A 22209-nucleotide genomic window follows, 5' to 3' on the forward strand; every position below is an offset into this window, starting at 1 on the left:
ATTTGGAAAAGATATATTTTGGACAAGCACCCGAAGACCCCGCCGCCCCTGCCCACCAAGGAGCAGGTAAAGGCCTTTATCGAAAGCAGTGACACCCCCGTTGGAAAACGGGAGATTGCGCGTGCCTTCAACATTCGGGGAGCCGACCGAATCTATCTCAAGAAGATCCTGAAGGAACTGGTGGGCGAAGGCTCGTTCGATCTGGGCCGGAAACGGGAACTGTCGGTCCCCGGTAGCCTGCCCGGAGTGGCGGTACTGGAAATCAGTAATCTGGACCCGGACGGGGACGTTCTGGCAACCCCCACCCACTGGGATCATGACAGCCCGCCGCCGACCATTTATGTGGAACAGGCGCCGTCCCGACGGACAGCGGCCCCCGGCAAGGGGGATCGCATCCTTGCCCGTCTTTCGAAACAGAAGGATGGGACCTATACCGCCCGCATTATCCGTCACCTGAAAACCGCGACCGGCCCGCTTCTTGGGGTTTACACGCAGGTCGGTGAAGATGGCCGCGTGCAACCCACCGATCGCAAGATCAAAAAAGAGGTGGTGGTCCGCAAGGAAAATTCCCTTGGTGCCAATTCCGGCGATGTGGTGATTTGCGAACTCCTTCCCGGCCGCCAGATGGGCCTGCCCGAAGGCAAGATCACCGAACGGCTGGGGGCCATGGGGGATTCCCGCTCCATCAGCCTGATTGCCATCCACGCCCACGGCCTGCCGCACGAATTCAGCGACAAGGCCATTGCCGAGGCGGAGAAGGCGCAACCTGTCGACCTTGGCGAGCGGACCGACATTCGCGACTGGCCCATTGTCACCATTGACCCGGCCGATGCCCGGGACCGGGATGATGCCGTCTGGGCGGCGCCCGATGACGATCCCGCCAACAAGGGCGGCTGGCAGGTGCTGGTCGCCATTGCCGATGTGGCCCATTATGTGACCTATGGCTCCGCCCTCGACCGCGAGGCACGGACCCGCGGCAACTCGGTCTATTTCCCGGATCGCGTGGTCCCCATGCTGCCGCATGAACTGTCCAGCGATCTGTGCTCACTGCACGATGATGTGGATCGGCCCGTCATGGCCGTGCATATGTGGTTCGATGCGGACGGCAACAAGCTGCGGCACCGCTTCATGCGGGCCATGATCCGCAGCAAGGCCTCGCTCACCTATACCCAGGCGCAAAACGCCTATGACGGCCATCCCGACGAAATGACCGCCCCCCTGACAGAGGGCATCATCAAGCCCCTGTTCGGTGCCTATTACGCCCTGAAAAAAGCCCGGGATCGGCGGCAGCCCCTTGATCTGGACCTGCCGGAACGCAAGATCGAACTGAACGAGGACGGTTTCATCAAGGCCGTGCACAAGAAGACCCGCTTTGCCGCCCACATGATGATTGAAGAATTCATGATTCAGGCGAACGTGTCTGCGGCGGAAACCCTGATTGAAAAGCGCCGCCCCTGCATGTTCCGTGTTCATGAGGAACCGGACCGGGAAAAACTGGAAGGCCTGCGGGAAATCCTCGCCGACATGGATATCAGTTTCGCCAAGGGACAGGTTCTGCGGACCGCGACCTTCAACAACATTCTGGCCAAGGCCCAATCTGAAACCGACAAGGAACTGATCAGTTCCCTGATCCTGCGGTCTCAGGCACAGGCGGTCTACAGCCCGGAAAACCTGCACCATTTCGGGCTGCATCTGAAAAACTATGCCCATTTCACATCGCCGATCCGGCGCTATGCCGACCTGCTTGTTCATCGCAGCCTGATTTCCGCGCTGCATTTCGGCAAGGATGGCCTGCGCCCCGAAGAAGAAGAGGCCATGTCCGAAATCGGCGAGAAAATATCCGGGTTGGAACGGCGCGCCATGGTGGCCGAACGCCAGACCCTTGACCGCTTTACCGCTGTCTTTCTGGCCAATCAGGTGGGCGCGGTATTCCAGGCCAAGGTGACCGGCGTAACGCGGGCAGGCCTGTTCCTGACCCTCGATGATTCCGGGGCCGATGCCCTTGCCCCCATTTCCACCCTCGGTCACGACTTTTTCATGTATGACGAGGATCGCCATCGCCTGATCGGCGAGAGAACCGGCGTTGTCTATCGCCTTGCCGACAGGCTGGCCGTGCAACTGCGGGAAGTGGATATCGTAACCGGCAGCACCATTGTCTCCATCGAGGATGGAAATGGCGGCTCCGCGTTCGATGCGAAGAAGCACCGGCGGGGCCGGACCACCACCCAGAAGAAATCCGCTCGCGGCGGCGGAAAGCCGGGATTCGGCCCGAAAAAGAGGAAGCGGACCACCCCGAAAGGCGAAAAACGGAAAAAAGCACGGAAGTAATATTACTTCTTTACCTATAATTGATTTCACTTTCCGTAATATGTGCGGCAGAGTGTCGCAACCCGGCTATTTGGTTGCATAAATGGTCACCTTGCATGGTAGCATCGTCTATTCGATCGTGCGAAAGAACAGGTGACCATGACTTCCTCTCCTGCGGATAGAAACATGAAAAAGGCCATGCTGCGTGGCTTGTTGGGGAAATGCCCCGGCTGCGGCAATGGCAAGATTTTTAGTGGCTATATCAAGGTGAACCATACCTGTCCGTCCTGCGGACTGGAACTGTTCCACCAGCGGGCTGACGATGCTCCTCCCTATTTCACCATGTTCATCGTTCTTCACTTTGTGGTTTCCGGCATCCTGACCGTGGAAAAAGCCTTCAGCCCGGCCATGTGGGTTCAGTTGGTGATCTGGCTGCCCCTGTCCTGCCTGTTTGCCGTCTGGCTGCTGCCCCATATCAAGGGGGCGCTGATCGGCCTGCAATGGGCCCGCGGCATGCACGGCTTCAGCGGCGATACGGATGGCTATTCCGCCCAGCAGATAGACTGACCCCTTACTCTCCTCTACGGCCACCTCGCGCCCGCATTCCTGTCTGCTTCTGACAGTGGGCTTCTGGTCGCCTGCCCGGCAGCGCCCGTCCGCATTTGCACCATGGTCGGCGCTTTTGCCTGTTCTGGGTCTAGACTTGTTCCCCTCAACCATGGCACTTTAGGGGGGTAAGAAAAGGATTGAGTATAATGAGCGACAACAAAAAAAGAACAATCGCGGAAAACCGCGTTGATGGCTCCAAAGCCCCGCGTCCGAAAGACGCCGCCTCCATCATCATTTACCGCCAGCAAGGCCCCCGCACCGAAATCCTCATGGGAGAGCGGAGCGGCAAGCACAGCTTCATGCCCAACACCTATGTGTTTCCGGGCGGCCGTGTCGATCCGGCCGACTCGCGCGTAAAACCTGCAAGGGACCTGCGCGATGATGTGCTGATGCGCCTTTGCCGCGGCGGATGTAGCCCGGCCCGTGCCCGCGCCCTTGCCATGGCTGCCATTCGCGAAACCTTCGAGGAAACGGGCCTGCTGCTGTCCGCCTCGTTTGACCGGCCCTACCGCTCGAAAGTGTCGGTGTGGAACGACTTCGGCACCCAGACTTGCGGCCCGGACCTGTCCCGCCTTGACTATATCGCCCGTGCAGTGACACCGCCCATGCGCAAAAAACGGTTCAACACCCGTTTCTTCGTCGCCGACGGAACGGACATCACCGGCCGTCTGGATGGTTCCGGCGAATTGCTGGACATGAAATGGGTCACCCTGGATGAGGCCCTTGACCTCAACATTCCGCAAATCACCGAATATATTCTCAAACAGGTGGGCGACTATCTGAAGGCCCGTCCGGCCCCGTCTCCGGAACGGCCGGTGCAACTGTTCAAGATGGTTGGCGGAAAACGGATTTTTACAACAGAATGAACAGTTTTTCCCCCACCACACCGGCGCGCCCACGGGATGCGGCCAGTCTTTTAATCTATGAACGGAACGGGGACAATGTCTCCGTTCTGATGGGGAAGCGGGCCAAGGGGCACCGCTTTCTGCCCGATGTGTATGTCTTTCCGGGGGGACGTGTTGACCCGGAAGACCTGACCACCGGCTGCCTGTCCCCGCTCAGAACCCCGGTCAGCAACCAGCTTTCCACACCCGGTGACATGGCCCACGGTCTTGGCGTTGCCGCCGTTCGCGAAACCTTTGAGGAAACCGGTCTGGTCATCGGCAAGTGCGAGGACAACATCCTGCAGCCCGACCTGTCCAATCTGGATTACATCGTCCGGGCCATCACGCCGGCGGGCAATCCGATCCGCTTCAACACCCGGTTCCTGACCGTGGATGCGGCCCATATCACGGGCGACCTTGGCGGCTCGGGGGAGTTAATCGACCTCAGGTGGTTCCCGCTGGACGAGGCGCTGGCCATGCCCCTTGTGGACGTGACCGAGTTTGTCCTTGAAGAACTGGTCTCTATCCTGTCAAATAAGGTCAGTCTTTCCGACCCCGTTCAGCTGTATACCTACAGGAACGGTGTCCCCAGCGTTCGCAGAGAAAAGTAGGCCCAATTGACAACAGAAGCGGTATTGAGGCGGCGGGCCATTGTGGCCATCATTGCGGCCGTAACGGCCATGTCCATGTCCCTCAGCCTGACCATCCCCCTAGTATCGCTTAAACTGGAACTGCGGGGTATTGGCAGCGATGTAATCGGCATCATGGGGGCCCTTCCGGCCCTGTCGTTCCTGCTGGCCTCTCCCTTCATTCCGGCCCTCACCCGTATCTTCGGAACCGGCAAGATTTTGTGGGCGTCTCTCGGGCTGTGCTGCCTGTCCATTGTCGGCCTGGGGATCTGGGACAATCTGGCATTCTGGTTCCTGCTTCGCCTGCTGATCGGGCTGGCCATGGCGGTTCTGTTTCTAGTCAGTGAAACCTGGCTCAATCAGGTGGCCGAGGAAAAGAAACGGGGCCGCACGGTGGCCATCTATATTTCCTCCATGACCTGCGGGTTTGCCATCGGGCCGGTGCTGGTCAATCTTCTGGGGGCGGAGGGGAATTTCCCGTTCTTTGTGTCCGCCGCCATTATCTCGACCGCCGGTTTCTTCTTTCTCTATACCCGGGGGAATTATCCCAACCTTTCCGGCCACAGCGGCTTTTCCATCTTCACTTTCATGAAGATGGCCCCCATGATCTGTGCGGCGGCCCTGCTGGTTGCCTTCTTTGACGGATCGATTCTCACCCTGCTGCCGGTATACGGGGTCAAGAACGGCCTGACACCGGAAATTTCCGTTCTGATGGCCAGTGTTCTGCTGGCCGGGAATATCCTGCTGCAATTCCCCATTGGCTGGATTGCCGACAGGACCAGCCGGGAGGTGATGATTCTGGTTTGCGGCCTGCTGGGATTGGCCGGAACCCTGTCCCTGCCCTTTCTCATCAATATCCCGCTTCTCTTATGGCCCATGCTCATCTTCTGGGGCGGCGCTGTTGTGGGAACTTATACGCTGGCGCTGGTCCTGATGGGACAGCAGTTCAAGGGCGCCGAACTGATCACCGCCAACGCCGCTGTAGGGGTTCTCTGGGGCCTTGGCAGCCTGATCGGGCCTGCCTCTGCGGGGGTTGCCATGAAAGTCTATGAGCCGCACGGAATGCCGCTTACTTTTGCTGTTATCTGTGCTATTTTCGTGCTTGTGACCTTTCAACAGGTCCGAAACAAACTCAAGCTGGCGGTCATTGCGGAAAATCGCGAATAAATGTGCGACAACGCTTGACTTAGGCGAATAAATCCGTATTTTCCGGGCTTCAATTATCAATTCACCTGCAATGTGGCAGGCGAAAGACGGAGTATCTCAAATGGCTAAGCCGACCACATTGAAGATCAAGCTGGTGAGCACTGCCGGTACCGGTTTCTACTATGTAACCAAGAAGAACCCGCGTACGCTGACTGAGAAGATGGTCATGCGCAAATATGACCCGGTCGCTCGCAAGCATGTGGAATTCAAGGAAGCAAAAATCAAATAAGGTTTTTGGTTTCTGAATTAAAAAAGCTGCGCCTCTGGCGCGGCTTTTTTTATGCCTGCATCCCGGCGCAACATCCGCATCAGCCCCCTGCCCGGCTCCCCGGAAAAGAACGCACCTGTCCCGGCGACAGCAGCCAGCAGGCAGCGATCGCAGAAACAGGGATGGCAGGAATAATCAGGAAAGGTGGCTTTTGCCTCAGGCCGGGGCGCTGTTGGTCACAACCCGGTTACGGCCGTCACGCTTGGCCTGATAGAGGGCTTCATCGGCCCGCTTGAGAAGCGTATCGCTCTGTTCGTTGGGTTGGGACATGGTCACACCGATGGAACAGGTGATATCCAGCTCCAGCGTCCCTTGCGAGACGGAGAAAGGCTGTCCTGCCACTTCGCGGCGCAGACGTTCCGCCACACCGGTTGCCACCGCCAGATCCGTATCCGGCATGACAACGACGAATTCCTCCCCGCCAAAGCGGCAGGCAAGATCGATTCCGCGAACACTCTTCCCGATCCGGCTGGAAAACTGCTTCAGCACATCATCGCCCACATCATGACCGTGGGTATCGTTGACCTTCTTGAAATAGTCGATATCCATGATCAGAAGCGACACAGGCCGGTAATCGGCGCCTGCCTTGGACAACAGCGTGTTCAGGTGATTGGTCATGTAGCGGCGGTTATACAGCCCCGTCAGGGCGTCCGTTACGGCCAGTTCCATGCTGCGGTGATAATTGTGACGCAACCGGTCCTGATACTGCTTGCGCAGCACCTGCGTCCGGGTGCGGACGGCCAGTTCGTTATTGTCGATGGGGCGCATGACATAATCATTCACCCCCAATTCGAGCCCCTTCACAAGACGCTCCGTATCCGAATCGTCCACCAGCGTCAGAATGGGCAACTGCCGGGTTTCCTCCAGCGTGCGAATCCGGGAACACAGGCGAAGCGGATCAAAACCCGTACAGTTCATGCTGATCACGGCCAGATCGAAATCGCCGCCGCGGGCCAGCACAAGGGCTTCCTCCATGTCGCCCTCGATGGTCACATCATATTTTTCCTCATAGACGGCGCGAAGCTGCTGGGCGGAAAAATTGTTATCATCAATGGCAAGAATGCGACCCTTCTGGTTCAGCGACCCCGGACCGTCTTCCGGGCTGATTACACCCAGATCCTGACTGGTGGCTTCCCGCAGGCGAAACTCATCCATCATCATCTTGAGGCGCAGTAGGGATTTCACACGCGCAAACAGCGCCACATCATCCACCGGCTTGGTCAGGAAATCATCAGCCCCGGCTTCAAGGCCCTGCACCCGGTCCGCCGTCTCGCTGAGGGCGGTCACCATGACCACGGGGATATGCGCTGTCACCGGGTTCTTTTTCAGCCGCTGACAGACCTCAAACCCGTCCATCTGCGGCATCATCACATCCAGCAGGATCAGGTCAGGTGACTCTTCCTCGGCAAGGACAAGGGCATCTGGACCATTATACGCAGTAATGACGTCGTAATATTCAACAGAGAGCTTGGCTTCCAGAATCTTTACGTTGGGAATGACATCATCGACGACAAGAATACGAGCAGACATATCTTAATCTAGGAAATCACGCACGGTTTTCAGGAAATTCTCAACGGAGATGGGCTTGGCCACATAGGCTTCGCAGCCACCTTCACGAATCTTTTCCTCGTCCCCCTTCATGGCGAACGCCGTCACGGCAACCACCGGGATGGATTTCAGATTCTCATCCTCCTTGATCCATTTGGTCACCTCCAGCCCGGAGACTTCCGGCAACTGGATATCCATCAGGATCAAATCCGGGTTATGCTCCCGCGCCAGAGACAGCGCCTCCATCCCGTCCTTGGTCTGAAGGGTTTCGTACCCGTGCGCATCCAACAGATCATGAAACAACTTCATGTTCAGTTCATTGTCTTCAACAATGAGTACCTTTTTCTTTGACACCGTTTCCATTCCTCGGTTGTCCTTCCCCTGGTGATGCGCTTGGCATTCCGCACCCCGGCAACACCGTGTGACCCACAATAGAGTTTCCTGAATACCTTTCTACAGAAAAACGCTCCATTTATGATAATAGTGAGCCTAGCCAGACAATTCTCCCTAAATATATTTAATATTCTGTTACTATCGCCATAATGGACAAATTCAGGAAAAACATGAAAAATCAAGACCTTGCCGATATTATCTGCCTGCAGGCAATCACCTATCTGGTGAGCGACGAAAAAAAATTGAACTGGTTGATGAACGAAACCGGCATCACCGCAGGGGACCTGACGGAACTGCCCGCCAATCCCGAAGTTTTCGGCGGTACACTTGATTTCCTGCTCAACCATGAAGATATCCTTGTCGATTTCTGCGAACAATATGAAATCGCCCCCGACATGCCTGCCCGGATTCGCCCCCTGTTCCCCGGCGCCGTGCAGGATTACTGACAGGAGTTGCACCACCGTGTCCCAAGACGAACAAATTCACAAAGACGTACAGGAACAATTGAAGTCCCTGCGTCTGGACCCCGACCGACCGCTGATCATCACCGACGCGGATGAGGTCCTGTTCAACTTCATGGTCGGGCTGGAAAGCTACCTTGAGGAAGAAGGGCTGTATTTCGACTGGTCGTCCTTTGCCCTGCATGGCAACATCCGCCGCAAGGACACCCAGATCCCGCTTGAGGCTGAGGCCATCGGCCACCTGATCAACGACTTTTTCGATCGCCAGTGCCACAGTCTTCCGGCGGTGGAAGGCGCAGCGGAGCATCTGGCAACCCTGTCCAACCATGCCCAGATTGTCGTGCTCAGCAATGTGCCGCCAAAATATGCCGACAAAAGGCGCACGAGCCTGATCGAGAACGGAATGGATTTCCCCCTGATCGCCAATGTCGGTCCCAAGGGGCGGGTCGTGAAACACATGACAGACCATGTCACAAGGCCGGCCTTCTTCATTGATGACATCCCTCATAACCACCAGTCCGTCAGCAAACATGCCGCGCCTGTCAACCGGCTGCATTATATCGCCGACCCGCGCCTGTCCGCCCTGCTTGGCCCCGCCGAGCATTGCCATGTGCGACTGGAAAGCTGGCCCGATATCCAGACCCACATTTTCAGCACACTGGAAAAGGGCTGATCATGCGCATTGGTGTTGATCTTGGCGGCACAAAAACAGAGGTCATTGCCCTTGGGCAGGACGGGGATGCGCTTTTCCGCACCCGCAACAGCACCCCGCGCGGGTGTTATGCCGACATCGTGGACAACATCGCCGCTCTGGTCCAGCTGACCGAACAGGAAACCGGACAGACCGGGACCGTTGGGGTCGGCATCCCCGGCACCCTGTCCCCCCGTACCGGACTAGTCAAGAACGCCAACACCACCGAACTGATCGGCCACCCCTTTGAAACGGACCTGTCCGAACGTCTGGCGCGGCCCGTGCGGTTGGCCAATGACGCCAACTGTTTTGCCCTGTCCGAAGCCACGGACGGCGCCGGGGCGGGCCGGGAAAGTGTCTTTGGGATCATTCTTGGGACCGGGGTTGGCGGCGGCATTGTGGTGCATGGCCGGGTTCTGACCGGCAGAAACGCCATCGCCGGTGAATGGGGTCACAGCCCCCTGCCCTGGGCCAACCAGAATGAACGACCGGGGCCGGACTGCTATTGCGGCAAGAAGGGATGTATTGAAACCTTTCTGTCCGGGCCGGGGCTCAGCGCCTCCCACGATGCGGTCGGGTCGGGCGGCCCCACCCCCGCCGAAATTGTCCGCCTTGCCGAACAGGAGCAGGATGCCGCCGCAGAGCGGACCCTCGCCAGTTATGAGCGGCGGTTGGCCAAGGCGCTGGCCCATGTGATCAACATTCTGGACCCGGAGATCATCGTTTGTGGGGGCGGCCTGTCCAATCTGGACCGGATTTACGAGAATGTCCCCCGCCTGTGGCAGGAATATGCCTTTTCCGACGGGATCGACACCCCCTTTGTGAAGGCCCGCCACGGCGACAGTTCCGGCGTTCGCGGGGCGGCATGGCTGTGGCCCCCGGCGGCATAACCGGCAGGCCCGCCATGACCACGCTTTGCCGAACCTGTTTCAGGGTCATCCCGGAAAAGACCACCCCGGACGGGGAACCGGTGCGCCTGCATCGGTGTCCCGCCTGCCGGTCTCCGCGCCTTGTCCGCCATCCCGAACTGCTGGACCTCAGCATTGCCCATATGGATTGTGATGCCTTTTACGCGGCAGTCGAAAAGCGGGACAATCCCGAACTTCTCAGCAAGCCTGTCATCATGGCCTATGACGCGCCCCGCAGCGTGGTCAGCACCTGCTGCTATATCGCCCGCATGTCCGGTGTCCGCTCCGCCATGCCCTTGTACAAGGCCAAGAAGCTCTGCCCGGACGGGGTCATCGTCACGCCCCGCATGGCCGTCTATTCCGAGGTCAGCAAGGCCATCCATACCCTATTTCAGAAACTGACCCCGTCTATTGAACCCTTATCCCTTGACGAGGCCTATCTGGACCTGTCCGGCACGGAAAAGCTGCATGGCCGCAGCCCGGCCCAATCCATGATGTGGCTGGCGGCGGAAATTCGCAAAACCATCGGCATCACGGTTTCCGTAGGGCTCAGCTACAACAAGTATCTGGCCAAGCTGGCCTCCGATCTGGACAAGCCGGACGGCTTTGCCGTGATTGGCCGACAGGAGGCCGTGAAGTTTCTCGCCCCCCGCCCCGTCAGCGACATCTGGGGGGTGGGCAAGGCCCTGAACCAAAAGCTGGCGCGGGATGGCATTTCCACCATCGGACAGCTTCAACACCGGGAAGAACGAGACCTTGTCGCCCGCTATGGCCAGATGGGCAGCCAGCTTTTTCACCTGTCCCGCGGGCAGGACAAGCGCCGGGTCACTCCGCGGCAAAAAGCCAAAAGCATCTCGGCGGAGACCACCTTTGCCACCGATACATCCGATATGGACATCCTGCTCGCCCGGCTCTGGCCGCTCTGTGAAAAAGTCTCGGCCCGCCTGAAAGCGTCAGACAAAGCCGGAAGCACCATTACCCTGAAGCTGAAAACCGGCGATTTCAAAACCCTGACCCGCAGCCACACCCTGCCCCGGCCAACGCAACTGGCTGAAACCCTGTATCAACTTGTTAAACCGGTTTTGGAAAAAGAGGCGGTTAATAAAAAGTTCCGCCTGATCGGGATCGGGGTCAGCAGCTTTGGCAAGCGGGAAGACGCCGACGCCCCCGACCTGCTGGACCGGGACAGCGGCAAGCGCAAAACCATTGAAAGCGCGATCGATCAGGTCCGTCAGAAATTCGGGACGGAGGCCATCGGCAAGGGCCGCAGCCTCCCCCGTAAAAAATAGGCGCCCGGCGTCAGGCGCCGCACATGGCCTTGACGGCGGCCCATTCATCGGCCCCAAGGGCAGGTCCGGCCCCCGTATTCCCCGCCGCCTCAATCTTTTCTATCCGCTCCTCCATCCCCGGATGGGTGGCAAAGATCGGTACATGCATGAATCGGGCTTTCGGCTCCAGACTGCGCAGCAGCGGGATCATGGCCGACATGTCATACTGCCATTCCGTCATGATGCGGGTGGCAAGGCTGTCCGCCTCGCGTTCAAAATCACGGGTATAGGCGGCCCCGACCGCCATCTGCCCCACACCGGCGATGATCGTACCGCCGCTGATATCCCCCAGCACCAGACTGAACACCGTTGCAATGCCCACATTGGTCACGAACAGGTTGATCGGGTGCTTCTCGCGGATATGGGCGATTTCATGGGCCAAAACCCCGGCCAGTGCGTCCGGGCGGTCGGCGTGGTCAATCATTTCCGAGAAAATCACCATATGCCCGCCCGGCAGGGCCAGCGCGTTGGGCACCTTGCTTTTCACAACCGTCAGGGTGATCGGTGTGGATGTCCCGGCCTCGGCCGAGGCAAGCCTTGCGACCAGCCCTTCAAGCGCGGCCTGTCCGGCGGTGCCTTCACAAATGGCCTTGTCCGGGGACTTGTCCCGTGCAAACGTCTTGATGATATAGTCCTTGGTTTCACGGCCGATCCGATCCCGTGTATCGTCTGACAGCATGTTGGCCACCACCGTTGCCAGAAATGGCAAGACGAAGACAAACAGGACCGCAACCGATGCCGCGCCCCCGCCAATCCAGATGGCATAGGGCTTCCACCAGCCAGCCTGCAGGGGGCGACGCTTGTTCAGGGTCTGACATTGGCGCCGAATATCGGCAATGAAACCGGCATCCCCAATGGTCAGGCGGGCCGGGTCTTCCTCCCCGAAAGAGAGGGAGATTTCGATCTTTGACGGGACCGGACTGACATCCCGCAGTTCATCCAGAGACCAGACTCCGACAGGCGTCCCGGCTTCATCCTCGATCACCAGTTCATTCGCCCGGATATAGACCGAGACGGACACGGCCCCGGCACTCCGCCCATCAAACAGACGTCCTGTTGCAAGCCCCATCAGAAGGCCCCCACATCCAGCGCATCGGCCAGACCTTCGCCGTAGCGCGGCGACTCGCCGGACCGGGCAGCGACCGTCTCGAAGGACGAGATGTCGGTGATATACAGGGTCCGGCAGAACAGACGCATCAGCGGCATTACCAGAAACACCGTTTTCAGCACATCAAACAGCAGGTAAATGACCACAAAGAACACCAGAACAAGGACAATCATCATGATCGGGTCCGCAATCATAAGCTGCGGCAGCAGCATGAAAAGCGCCCCATAGGCCACAATGGTCAGCACCCCCATGATGATAAAGACCAGCAGTACCCGGGATACCGGCAGTTCGGAACGGAACCGGGCCTCGCCAAAGGACATGTTGGCCGCCATGAACCGGATTTCATGCACCCTGCCCATGACCATGAAAATCATGGACAGCAGTGCAACCCCCATAAGGATCAGGGAGAATTCGCCGGTCGCAGCAGTCTGTTCATAGCTGGCCATTTCGCCGCCCCCAAGATCGGAAAAGGTGACGGGCGAATAGAACACGAAATACAGGATCGCCCCCGACAACAGGAAGGCATTGGACAGGATGAACGGCAGATAGGTCTTGAACATGCCGCCAGCCGTCCCGGTGAAGCGAAAATTCTGGTCGCCGAACACCGTGTTATTGATCTGATAGTCCAGCAGCTTCTGGCGCAGGACCGGATAAAGCAGTCCGAGGCTGAACAGGCTGGCCAGCGTCCACAGCAGGGAAATGCCCATGAACCGAAGCCCCTTGCCCTCAAGATAGAAGCGGATGGATCGCCATGAGGTCCGGCTCAGCCGGTAGCGCCACAGACGGTAGCGGGCGAACTGCCAGAAGGCGAACAGAACCGCAAAATTCAGCAGGCTTCCGATGATTTCCAGCGCCGGTGCGGTCAGGGCCAGCACCGATGACACCACACCCACCACAAACAAAAGGGGTGTCAGGATCACAAGGGCAATCAGGAACCCGATAAACAGTTCCTTACCCGTGCCGTGATATTCCAGCCGGTCCTCGCCCAACCGGGTGCCGTTCCACAAAAGACGGCGCAAATGCGTCTTTCCCCAGAACCGGTAAAACCCGAGGGTCACAATGCCCAGCAACTTGTTCTTGTAAATACGGCCCACTACGGGCGCTATTCTGCAATCAAATTCCAGAAAGGGGGAATTGGCCTCTTGCCCTCTGGATGTGTTTTGCCACGGCAGGCCACCAGCCTCGCCCGATTGGTCCTGTCCCTGATACATTTTAGCCCCTTGATCCGGCAGGTTGGAAAGTTCTTTTTAACTACCGGGGCATTCACGAATTGTCAATTTCCACAACCGGCAGTATCCAATATATCCAGTTGAACCAGACTGCCGTTCAGGGAGAAATCCTCGTATTTCAGGACAAGGTCGCTGGCCACACCATTTTCAAACATTTTCAAACCCACCTCAAACTCCGGCTCGTTGCTTTGGGCGCTGAGATCAAAATAGGACATCTGCACCGGCCAGTAGGGCAAATTGCCCATATCCCTGTCCTTCAGAAGGGTGCTGTCGCTTTTTCCGCTCTTGCCGATCACGGTCAGGGTATCGAACAGGCCATTGACCCCGTTCCCGTCATAGATTTTGGCGGAAAGAAGGTTTTTCCCGGCCTTTGCCGATTTCAGGATTTCCCGGGTATGCCCCGTCGGAAAGATCACCCCTTCGGGCAGGTCAAGGCGGTCCGCCCCGTCTTCGGAAAAGGTGACACTGCCCCCTGCGGATCCCAAGTTTGCCACACCATCGTAATTCTCGATGGTCCGGCCATTCAGCACATTGGACATGGTGAAGCGCATCAACTGACCGGCCCGATCCTCCCAGGTGGACAGGTGATAATCTGATGTCATGCTGTCCCCACTGATATTCAGCAGTTCCACCAGCATCCGCTGGTTCATCAGCACCCCTTCACAGGAATTCTCTACCTCCATGACGATCCGGCCGCGCACATCCTCGATCCCCCCGTCGCGGTGGAATTCCTTCAGGGTCAGATCATAGACCGCCCGATGAGAGGCCAGCGCCACACCCCCTGCATGGGATAAAGCGGGTGCCACCACCGCAAACAGGCCGAACAGGGAAAAAAGTATGGAAAGTCGGTAGGCGATCTTGTCTGTCATCAAATCAACGCTGCGTTTCAGTTGGGCTGTTTTTATAATCATCCAGTAATAAACCTCTGTCCCGCCCGTGTGAAGCTGAAACTCTGGCGGTTTGATAAAATTTTACCCATTCGGAAATTCCTGTCCTGCACCCGGAACTTTTTTCCCCCTTGCGACCATAAACAACCTATCCGCCCTCCCACCCGGCTGTTAAAGGCGGTTGTTTTTAATGGCAAATTTGGCCTAACCGAAAATGGCACACTCCTTGCTTGTATGGGGTCGAGGCGAGAAAAGCCTTTATGAAAACGGTAATCAGGACGGGCGAAGCCCGGACGACGAGATCAAGGAGTGGTTTATATGTCAGCAACATTTTCTGTCGCAGCGGCATTGGACATTAAAACATCTGTTCAGAATGGCGGGGATATCACCAAATATCTTGAGGATCTTGCCGACGGCCTGAAGAATAATGACAGGCATCGTCCGGAAGGAGAGGCCAACCACTGGGCGTTGATCAACCGTGTGCTTGCCTATGCGGCCAGTGCCGAACAGCACATCTTCGAACAACAGGCCCGCATTCGCGAACTGGAGAACCTGTCCTCAACGGATGAATTGACCGGTCTGCACAACCGTCGCTCCCTGAAAGAATTTCTCGACCGCGAGATTTCCCTTGCCCGCCGCCACGGGAACGAAGGCATTGTCGCCTTTCTGGATATCGACCGGTTCAAGCAGATCAACGATACCTTTGGCCATGATGCCGGCGACAAGATGCTGCAGAAAATCGCCGAGGTTCTGGCGGCAAACCTGCGCGATACGGACTTCATCGCCCGTCTTGGCGGGGACGAGTTTGTGTTTGTCCTGACCAATGCCAACCAGAAGGACGGCTTCAATCGCGCCCGGCAAATTCAGGAAACCCTGTGTGACAGCACCGTCCAGCTTCGTGATGGCGACACCCCCCTGTCCGTCAGCATGGGCCTTGCCGCCTTTGACAGGGACAGCAGCTATGACCGTGTCCTGCGGGCAGCGGACCTGAGCATGTACAAGAACAAGAGAGAACGCCGTCAGGCAGGTGCGGCCCGCGCCCTGCAATAGGGGCCCTGCCCCGACCTGCCGGATTAAAGGCAGGTATGCGCCTCAATCAGCAAGGCCGCTTGGGGGGAAAGCCCGAACAGCTCCTTCGGTTTCTCCACACCGCGCAAGACATGGTGGCCCAGCGGCTGCAGGATTTCCGTGCAGGTTCTGGCCCGCCGGGCAAACTCACCGGAAATCACAAAATCCCGCCCCAGCGCATCACACAGGCTTTCCATGCGGCTGACCTCGTTCACGGCGGAACCGACCACGGTGAAATCCAGCCGGGTCTGGGACCCTACATTGCCGTACATCACCTCGCCCACATGCAGGGCCACGTCCAGTTCCATACTGAGCAGCCCCTTCGCCTGACGCTCCAGATTAAGTTCCTTGATCCGGGACAGCATTTCAATCGCCGATAACAGGGCCGTCCGGCAGATATCCTCCTCCTCGTCCGGCCGCATGGGGAACGTGGCCAGCATGCCATCCCCCATGAATTTCAGAATCTCGCCGCCCGCCCGCTCAATGGGATCGGCCATGCGCTCCAGATACTCATCCAGGGTAAACATGATATCGGACTGGTTGATCCGGTCCGACAACACCGTAAACCCCCGAAGGTCGGCAAAGACCAGCACTGCGTCGATGCTGTCGGCGGCGCCCCGCTGGATATTCCCGGACAGCACCTTGCGGGACGTTCCCCGCCCCACATAGGTTTGCAGCACGGTTTCCGCCATATCGAAAGAGGCAATCCCCTTGATAGCCAGCCCCAGCAATGGAACGGCCTTGCCCAGCAGAGCAAAATCACGCTCGGTAAAGCCACCGGGCTTGCAGGTCGCCCACGAGGTGATCAGGCCTGTGGCGTTCTCGGGAAGAAGATTTTCGTGGCTCCAGCCAAAATCGAAAATCCGGGCGAACCAGTCGGTCAGCCCCTCGTCCCGGAATTCCACCAGAACAGGGAAATCAAGATCACTGTCTTTTTGCAGCGGGCGGTGCAGGAAATAAGTGTTGTTGGACAGCATGTAGAAGAACGGACTGGCGAACCAACCCTCCCCCGGCTCGTCCGAATGCAGGATATTGGTACTGAGGACCGTTCCTTCCGACTTGCGCCACGTATACATGAAGGCACTGACCTGCGGATGAATGGCACTCAGCGCGATATTGGCCCGCTGTATCCGCACATCCAGCGCCTCAAGACGCTCGCAAAACTGGGCCAGAAGATCCGCAAGGGGCAGACCGGAAAGACCCGCTTCCATCAGCCAGTCAAAGAATTCCTCTTCCGGGGTTTGTGCAGGCAGGTGCTTACATTCCTGTTCAGTCTTGATCGTCTGCGAACCCATTACCACCTCACTACCAGTCACTCGCCTAAAAGCATATAGTAACAACACAGGTGATTAGAAGGCTTGACAGAGCACGAGCATCAAATAAAAACTGTTCGATATCAAACAATATAAACAGGTCCTGGAGGTAGCCCGGCACATGGTTCGGGCCTGGACGGCGCAAACGGGTAAGGCAAACCACCCGGATAAAGAGGAAACAATGGCTCAAGAGTTAAAGAAATACTGGCAGAACTATATCGACGGTCAGTGGGTTGACGGTGTGGACGGTGAGCGTATTGCCATCGAGAACCCGGCAACGGCTGAACATATCGCCGATGTCGCCCGCGCCACACAGGCCGATGTGGATCTGGCCGTTGCGGCCGCCCGGCGCTGCTACAACTCGCGCGAGCTGTACAACATGCGCCCGACCAACCGGGGCATCCTGATGTTCGAAATTGCCCGCCACCTGACCGAAATGGCGGACGAGATTGCCCTTGCGGAATGCCTCGACAACGGCAAGACCCTGACAGGCGGCCGCAACGAGGCCCTCGCGGCGGCGCGTTACTTCACCTATTACGGCGGCCTTGCCGATAAACTGGAAGGCCGGATGATCCCGCTGGGTGCGGATTATGTGGATTACACGATCCCCTCCCCGTTCGGGGTTTCCGCCCAGATCGTTCCGTGGAACTTCCCCCTTCAGATTGCCGCCCGGTCCGTGGCCTGCGCCCTTGCGACGGCCAACACTGTGGTCCTGAAATCCCCGGAACTGTCACCGCTGTCCACCTATTTCATCGCCGAGGCCTGTCACCGGGCCGGTGTTCCAAAGGGGGCGGTCAACATCCTGTGCGGATTCGGCCATGATTGCGGCGCCTATCTTTCCGCCCACCCGGATGTGGATCACATCGTTTTCACCGGTTCACTGAAAACCGGACAGAGCATCCTTCGGGCGGCGGCGGAACGGGTCCTGCCTTGCGTTATGGAACTTGGCGGAAAATCCGCCGGCATCCTGTTCAAGGACGCCGATGTGGATCAGGCCATCAATTCCTCAGCGGCCGGTATCTTCAGCAATGCCGGTCAGGTTTGTTCAGCCCAGTCCCGGCTGATCGTGCCCACCTCCCTGCATGATCAGGTGATCGAGAAACTGGTGGCCAAGGTGGCGTCCCTGTCCATTGGCCCCGGCATCGAGGAACACAACATCACGCCTGTGATCTCGGGTCCGCAAGCCGACAAGATCGACGGCATGTGTCTGGCCGCCCTTCAGGCCGGTGCGGAAGCCGCAACCGGCGGCGGACGGGCGGAAGGCATGGCCGGTCACTTCATCAAGCCGACCGTCTTCACCAACCTGACCCCGGACATGACCATCGCCCGCGAGGAAGTCTTCGGGCCGGTCCTCTCGATCCTGACCTATGACGACCCGGAAGAAGCCCTCACCATTGCCAACGGCACCGATTATGGCCTTTGCGCCGGGGTCTATACCCGCGATCTGGCCACGGCCCATTGGGCTGCGGACCGCCTTGTGGCCGGGCAGGTTTTCGTCAATGAATGGTTTGCGGGGGGTATCGAAACCCCGTTTGGCGGGACAAAGCGATCCGGCTATGGCCGTGAAAAAGGACAAGAAGCCTTGCTTAATTACGTCCAAACGAAGAATGTAGGCATTCGCATTACAGACGGCGGCGGCGGTCGCCCGGGCGGTTGATCCAAACCGCCCCATACAGGACAAGACAATAAAAGGACGGAAAATACATGACAGGAACAATCGACGCACGCCTTGCCGAACTCGGCATTGACCTGCCGGAAGCTGCGGCCCCGGCCGCCAATTACGTCCCCTATGTGGTATCCGGCAATCTGGTCTATGTTTCCGGGCAGGTTCCGGTTGTGAACGGCCAGATCGGGTATCAGGGCAAGGTTGGCGCCGAATACACCACCGAGGAAGGCGCCGAAGTCGCCCGTGTTTGCGGCCTGAACATCATCGCACAGGTCAAGGCGGCCTGCGGCGGCGATCTGGACCGGGTCCAGCGGGTTGTCAAGCTGGGCGGTTTTGTGAACTGCGTGGACGGCTTTGCCGAACAGCCTGTTGTCATCAACGGCGCGTCCGACCTGATGGTTGAGGTATTCGGTGACAAGGGCCGTCATGCCCGCTTTGCCGTTGGCACCAACGCCCTTCCCCGAAATGCCGCAGTCGAGATTGACGCCGTTGTCGAAATCCGCTGAGCCAAAGGCGCCGGGCTGGCTGACAAGCCAGCCCATCGCCCATCGCGGCCTGCATGACAGCGCCGCCGGCATTGCCGAAAACAGCCTGTCCGCCTTTCGGCAGGCCATGCAGGCGGGATTGCCCATCGAACTGGATGTGCATCTGTCAGCGGACGGTCTTCCCGTGGTTTTCCATGATGATACCCTGATCCGCATGACCGGTGACCCCCGGGCTGTCAAACAGGTGTCCTTTGCCGAGCTAACCGCCCTGAAACTGGACAGCGGGCCGGACACCCTGCCCGGCCTGATGGAAGTCCTGCAGGTGGTGAACGGCACCGTGCCGCTGGTGATTGAACTGAAACACGACCCGGAAGGGCCGGATCGCCTGTCGCAAACCGTTCATGAGGCCCTGACCGGCTATGGCGGGGATTTCTCGATCCAGAGTTTCGATCCGTGGATCCTGCAATGGTTCCGCCTGAACGCGCCGCACATCATTCGCGGGCAACTGGCCATGAAGTCGCCGCCCAAGAAAATGCCCCTGCACCGGAAATTCATGATGGGGCAGATGCTGTTCAACAGAATGAGCGCGCCGCACTATATCGGTTATGATGTCCGGGACGTGCACAGTTGGCCCGTCCGTCGCGTCCGGCGTCGGAACATCCCGGCACTGGCCTGGACCGTCACCCGTCAGGATCAGCTTGATCATGCCCGCAAACATGCCGACAATGTGATCTTTGAAACCCTGACGCCGGACCTTGTCAGAAAACCGGGCTGTTCCCCCAAAAGCAAGAGCCCATGACCGTGTCCTATACCCTCAGCACCCTGAACGCCATTTCCGAACTGGACGAACAGGACTGGAACGGATGCCTGTCCGACGACCATCCCTTTGTTTCCCACGCCTTCCTGAAGGCGCTTGAAGAAAGCGGATCAGCCACGGCAGAGACGGGCTGGATGCCCTATCATCTTGTGCTCCGGCGGGACGCGGATCAATCCGTGGCAGGCGTCGCCCCCCTGTATGTGAAGGGTCACAGTCAGGGGGAATATGTCTTCGACCACAGTTGGGCCCATGCCTATGAGCGGGCTGGCGGGCGCTATTACCCCAAACTGCAACTGTCTGTCCCGTTCTCGCCGGTGACCGGCCCCCGTTTCCTTGTGCCCAAGGGGCCGGACGAAGCGGAACGAAAGGCGTTGCTGGCCTCTGGCGCCAAACAGATTGCGATCAAGCTGGGCCTGTCCTCCGTGCATGCTACCTTCCTTCGCGAGGAGGATCTGGCCGCCGCCCGGGAACTGGGCTACCTGATCCGCACGGGCGAACAGTTTCACTGGGTCAACGAGGGGTATGAGAATTTTGACGACTTTCTGACCGCCCTGTCCTCGCGCAAGCGAAAGGCCATCCGAAAAGAACGGCGGGAGGCCAACGAACAGGGGCTGGAATTCGAAACCCTGAGCGGCGACCAGATCACCCCCCTGCATTGGGACGCGTTTTTCTCGTTCTATATGGATACGGGCAGCCGGAAATGGGGCACGCCGTACCTGACGCGGGCCTTCTTTGACCAGATTGGCGAGACACTGGGCGATCAGATTGTCCTGTTCATGGTCAAGAATGCGGGCCGCTACATTGCCGGGGCCCTCAACTTCCAAAGCCGGGATTGCCTGTATGGGCGTTATTGGGGGTGCACCGAGGATCATAAATTCCTGCATTTTGAAACCTGCTACTACCGCGCGATCGACTATGCCATCGCCCACGGGATCAACCGGGTCGAGGCCGGGGCGCAAGGCCCGCACAAACTGGCGCGCGGCTATTTGCCGACCAGGACATTCTCGGCACACTGGATGCAGGACCCCGGATTTCACGACGCGGTCGCCGAATTCCTGAAAGCGGAAACCCGCGATATGGACGCGGAAATCCAGTACATGAACCGCTTTACCCCGTTTAAAAAGACCTGACCCACCCGCCATATTCGGGACTTGTGGATTAGCTCCATATTACATTGCCATTTCTCCAAAACCGTGTATTCTAATCTTTACGTTTACGTAAACGTCACGCGATAAGAGGCGACAAACGCCCATATCAAATGGAGAAACGTCCTCATGACTGATCATATCAATCACGACCCCATCTATAATGCGGTGGCCTCCGATGACTTTCCGGCCATGCTTGATCCGGCCCGCTACGGAACCCGCACCAGTGCCTTCGACCAGATCATTTCAGCAACCCACGACCATTTCTGGGACCCGCTGGACACGGCCTATATCGATTTTTCAACGCCGTTTGACATCAATAACGAAATGATCATGCCTCGGGAAACCTTCCCCGAGCTTCTCAGCGCCGTGGCCGACCGGCTGGATGAGGGGCAGCAGATCAAGCTGGCCAATGAAAGTACCCGCTGGAGCCTGTCCAGCATCCTGCACGGCGAACAGGGCGCCCTGTCCCTGAGCGCCAGCCTGTGCCACATCCTGCTGGACCCGGGCGCGCAGGAATATGCGTCGAACCAGACCCGCGAGGAAGCGCGCCACGTCACCGCCTTCAGCCGCTATATCCAGACCCGGTGGGGCAGCCCCTACCCTGTGGGCGAAAGCCTTGGCGGCCTGCTTCAGGAACTGGTCGGCGCAGAGGAGGTCTACAAGAAACTGGTGGGTATGCAGATGCTGGTGGAAGGGTTGGCCATGGGGGCGTTCGCCAGCTTCCATTCCAAAACCAATGATCCGCTGCTCAAGCGCCTGACCCAGCTTGTCATGACCGACGAGGCCTTCCATCACAAGTTCGGCAAGATCTGGGCCGATCGGACCATTCCAAAACTGTCCCGCGAGGAACATGACCGGGTTGAGGACTGGGCAGCAAAATGCTTTGAAACCGTCCTGTTCAACCTGATCAACATTCGCCAGAAACAATCCATCTACGCCCAGTTCGGGCTGGAATGGGAATGGGTTCGTGATGCCTGCCGCGAGGTTTTTACCGATGCGGACCGGCGCGAGGCGCTGAAAGAATCCACCAACATCTTCCGGGTTCTGGTGAAAACCCTGCTGAAATCAGGGATCATCACGGACCGCACCCGTCCGCTCTACTCTCACTGGATCGATATGGACGAAATCGACGGCGAGAGCGAGGACATGGTCGGATACGCCATCGCCGACGAGGGCATCGCCTATCTGAAAGACATCAACCAGAATCGCAAGATCATCGGTCAGAAGCCGATCTCTGCTGCCGGATAATCCGGCTG

At 58.2% G+C, this 22209-nt stretch carries 22 protein-coding genes; 16 read left to right on the forward strand and 6 right to left on the reverse strand.

Annotation, left to right across the window (positions count from 1 at the left end):
* The first annotated feature begins 18 nt into the window (after window positions 1–18).
* From rnr to rpmG, 6 genes are all read left to right on the forward strand, one after another.
* On the forward strand, window positions 19–2328 hold the full coding sequence (gene rnr / locus FQB27_RS14260; protein WP_169561721.1) for a ribonuclease R: 2310 nt from the start codon (window positions 19–21) through the stop codon (window positions 2326–2328).
* Window positions 2329–2466: 138 nt separating this feature from the next.
* Complete coding sequence (locus FQB27_RS14265; RefSeq protein ID WP_169561722.1) at window positions 2467–2874, forward strand: DUF983 domain-containing protein; 408 nt, start codon at window positions 2467–2469, stop codon at window positions 2872–2874.
* Between the two features lie 188 nt (window positions 2875–3062).
* Window positions 3063–3782, forward strand: coding sequence for an NUDIX hydrolase (locus FQB27_RS14270; RefSeq protein ID WP_169561723.1), 720 nt, complete (start codon window positions 3063–3065; stop codon window positions 3780–3782).
* A complete protein-coding gene (locus FQB27_RS14275) occupies window positions 3779–4411 on the forward strand; it encodes an NUDIX hydrolase (RefSeq protein WP_169561724.1) in 633 nt (210 codons plus the stop codon). The genes FQB27_RS14270 and FQB27_RS14275 overlap by 4 nt, the downstream gene beginning before the upstream one ends.
* A 6-nt stretch (window positions 4412–4417) precedes the next feature.
* Window positions 4418–5596: an MFS transporter gene (locus tag FQB27_RS14280; RefSeq protein ID WP_169561725.1), complete on the forward strand. Its 1179-nt coding sequence runs from the start codon at window positions 4418–4420 to the stop codon at window positions 5594–5596.
* Window positions 5597–5696: 100 nt separating this feature from the next.
* Entirely contained in the window at window positions 5697–5864 is a 168-nt protein-coding gene (gene rpmG / locus FQB27_RS14285; RefSeq protein ID WP_025899811.1) for a 50S ribosomal protein L33, read from the forward strand.
* Between the two features lie 195 nt (window positions 5865–6059).
* Here the strand turns inward: rpmG and FQB27_RS14290 are convergent, their stop codons facing one another.
* Together FQB27_RS14290 and FQB27_RS14295 are read right to left on the reverse strand one after the other, a co-directional pair.
* Window positions 6060–7433 carry a PleD family two-component system response regulator gene (locus FQB27_RS14290; protein WP_169561726.1) on the reverse strand — a complete coding sequence of 458 codons (1374 nt, stop codon included), beginning with the start codon at window positions 7431–7433 and terminating at the stop codon, window positions 6060–6062.
* Between the two features lie 3 nt (window positions 7434–7436).
* Window positions 7437–7814, reverse strand: coding sequence for a response regulator (locus tag FQB27_RS14295; RefSeq protein ID WP_169561727.1), 378 nt, complete (start codon window positions 7812–7814; stop codon window positions 7437–7439).
* 200 nt (window positions 7815–8014) lie between these two features.
* On the opposite strand from FQB27_RS14295, the gene FQB27_RS14300 reads away from it, so the two are divergent.
* Genes FQB27_RS14300 through FQB27_RS14315 form a run of 4 tightly spaced genes read left to right on the forward strand, consistent with a single transcriptional unit; the run spans window position 8015 to window position 11193 of the window.
* The gene (locus tag FQB27_RS14300; protein WP_169561728.1) at window positions 8015–8290 is read left to right on the forward strand and encodes a DUF3572 domain-containing protein; all 276 of its coding nucleotides are present in this window, start codon (window positions 8015–8017) and stop codon (window positions 8288–8290) included.
* A gap of 16 nt (window positions 8291–8306) precedes the next feature.
* Entirely contained in the window at window positions 8307–8978 is a 672-nt protein-coding gene (locus FQB27_RS14305) for an HAD family hydrolase (RefSeq protein WP_169561729.1), read from the forward strand.
* A 2-nt stretch (window positions 8979–8980) separates the two neighbouring features.
* Window positions 8981–9886 carry an ROK family protein gene (locus FQB27_RS14310; protein ID WP_169561730.1) on the forward strand — a complete coding sequence of 302 codons (906 nt, stop codon included), beginning with the start codon at window positions 8981–8983 and terminating at the stop codon, window positions 9884–9886.
* A 14-nt stretch (window positions 9887–9900) separates the two neighbouring features.
* Window positions 9901–11193, forward strand: coding sequence for a DNA polymerase IV (locus tag FQB27_RS14315; protein ID WP_169561731.1), 1293 nt, complete (start codon window positions 9901–9903; stop codon window positions 11191–11193).
* Window positions 11194–11203: 10 nt separating this feature from the next.
* Here FQB27_RS14315 and FQB27_RS14320 read toward each other — a convergent pair whose 3' ends face one another.
* From FQB27_RS14320 to FQB27_RS14330, 3 genes are all read right to left on the reverse strand, one after another.
* A complete protein-coding gene (locus FQB27_RS14320; protein ID WP_169561732.1) occupies window positions 11204–12301 on the reverse strand; it encodes a M48 family metallopeptidase in 1098 nt (365 codons plus the stop codon).
* Window positions 12301–13551 (reverse strand): YjgN family protein, encoded by a 1251-nt coding sequence (locus FQB27_RS14325; RefSeq protein ID WP_169561733.1) that lies wholly within the window; start codon window positions 13549–13551, stop codon window positions 12301–12303. The genes FQB27_RS14320 and FQB27_RS14325 overlap by 1 nt, the downstream gene beginning before the upstream one ends.
* Before the next feature lie 62 nt (window positions 13552–13613).
* Window positions 13614–14480, reverse strand: coding sequence for an EipB family protein (locus tag FQB27_RS14330; protein ID WP_169561734.1), 867 nt, complete (start codon window positions 14478–14480; stop codon window positions 13614–13616).
* Window positions 14481–14774: 294 nt separating this feature from the next.
* Between FQB27_RS14330 and FQB27_RS14335 the strand changes: the two genes are divergently transcribed.
* The gene (locus tag FQB27_RS14335; protein ID WP_169561735.1) at window positions 14775–15506 is read left to right on the forward strand and encodes a GGDEF domain-containing protein; all 732 of its coding nucleotides are present in this window, start codon (window positions 14775–14777) and stop codon (window positions 15504–15506) included.
* Window positions 15507–15529: 23 nt separating this feature from the next.
* On the opposite strand, the gene FQB27_RS14340 is transcribed toward FQB27_RS14335, so the two are convergent.
* A complete protein-coding gene (locus tag FQB27_RS14340) occupies window positions 15530–16819 on the reverse strand; it encodes an adenylate/guanylate cyclase domain-containing protein (protein ID WP_169561736.1) in 1290 nt (429 codons plus the stop codon).
* 199 nt (window positions 16820–17018) lie between these two features.
* Here FQB27_RS14340 and FQB27_RS14345 point away from each other — a divergent pair, with 199 nt between their 5' ends.
* From FQB27_RS14345 to FQB27_RS14365, 5 genes are all read left to right on the forward strand, one after another.
* Window positions 17019–18494 (forward strand): aldehyde dehydrogenase family protein, encoded by a 1476-nt coding sequence (locus FQB27_RS14345; protein WP_169561737.1) that lies wholly within the window; start codon window positions 17019–17021, stop codon window positions 18492–18494.
* Window positions 18495–18541: 47 nt separating this feature from the next.
* Window positions 18542–19009, forward strand: coding sequence for a RidA family protein (locus tag FQB27_RS14350; RefSeq protein WP_169561738.1), 468 nt, complete (start codon window positions 18542–18544; stop codon window positions 19007–19009).
* Entirely contained in the window at window positions 18993–19787 is a 795-nt protein-coding gene (locus FQB27_RS14355) for a glycerophosphodiester phosphodiesterase family protein (RefSeq protein WP_169561739.1), read from the forward strand. Before FQB27_RS14350 ends, FQB27_RS14355 begins: the two co-directional genes overlap by 17 nt.
* Window positions 19784–20935, forward strand: a complete 1152-nt coding sequence (locus FQB27_RS14360) for a GNAT family N-acetyltransferase (RefSeq protein ID WP_169561740.1) — start codon at window positions 19784–19786, stop codon at window positions 20933–20935. Before FQB27_RS14355 ends, FQB27_RS14360 begins: the two co-directional genes overlap by 4 nt.
* Window positions 20936–21079: 144 nt before the next feature.
* On the forward strand, window positions 21080–22201 hold the full coding sequence (locus FQB27_RS14365) for a ferritin-like domain-containing protein (RefSeq protein WP_169561741.1): 1122 nt from the start codon (window positions 21080–21082) through the stop codon (window positions 22199–22201).
* Window positions 22202–22209 lie beyond the last annotated feature (8 nt).

The sequence above is a fragment of the Sneathiella chinensis genome (assembly GCF_012720115.1).
GTDB lineage: Bacteria > Pseudomonadota > Alphaproteobacteria > Sneathiellales > Sneathiellaceae > Sneathiella > Sneathiella chinensis.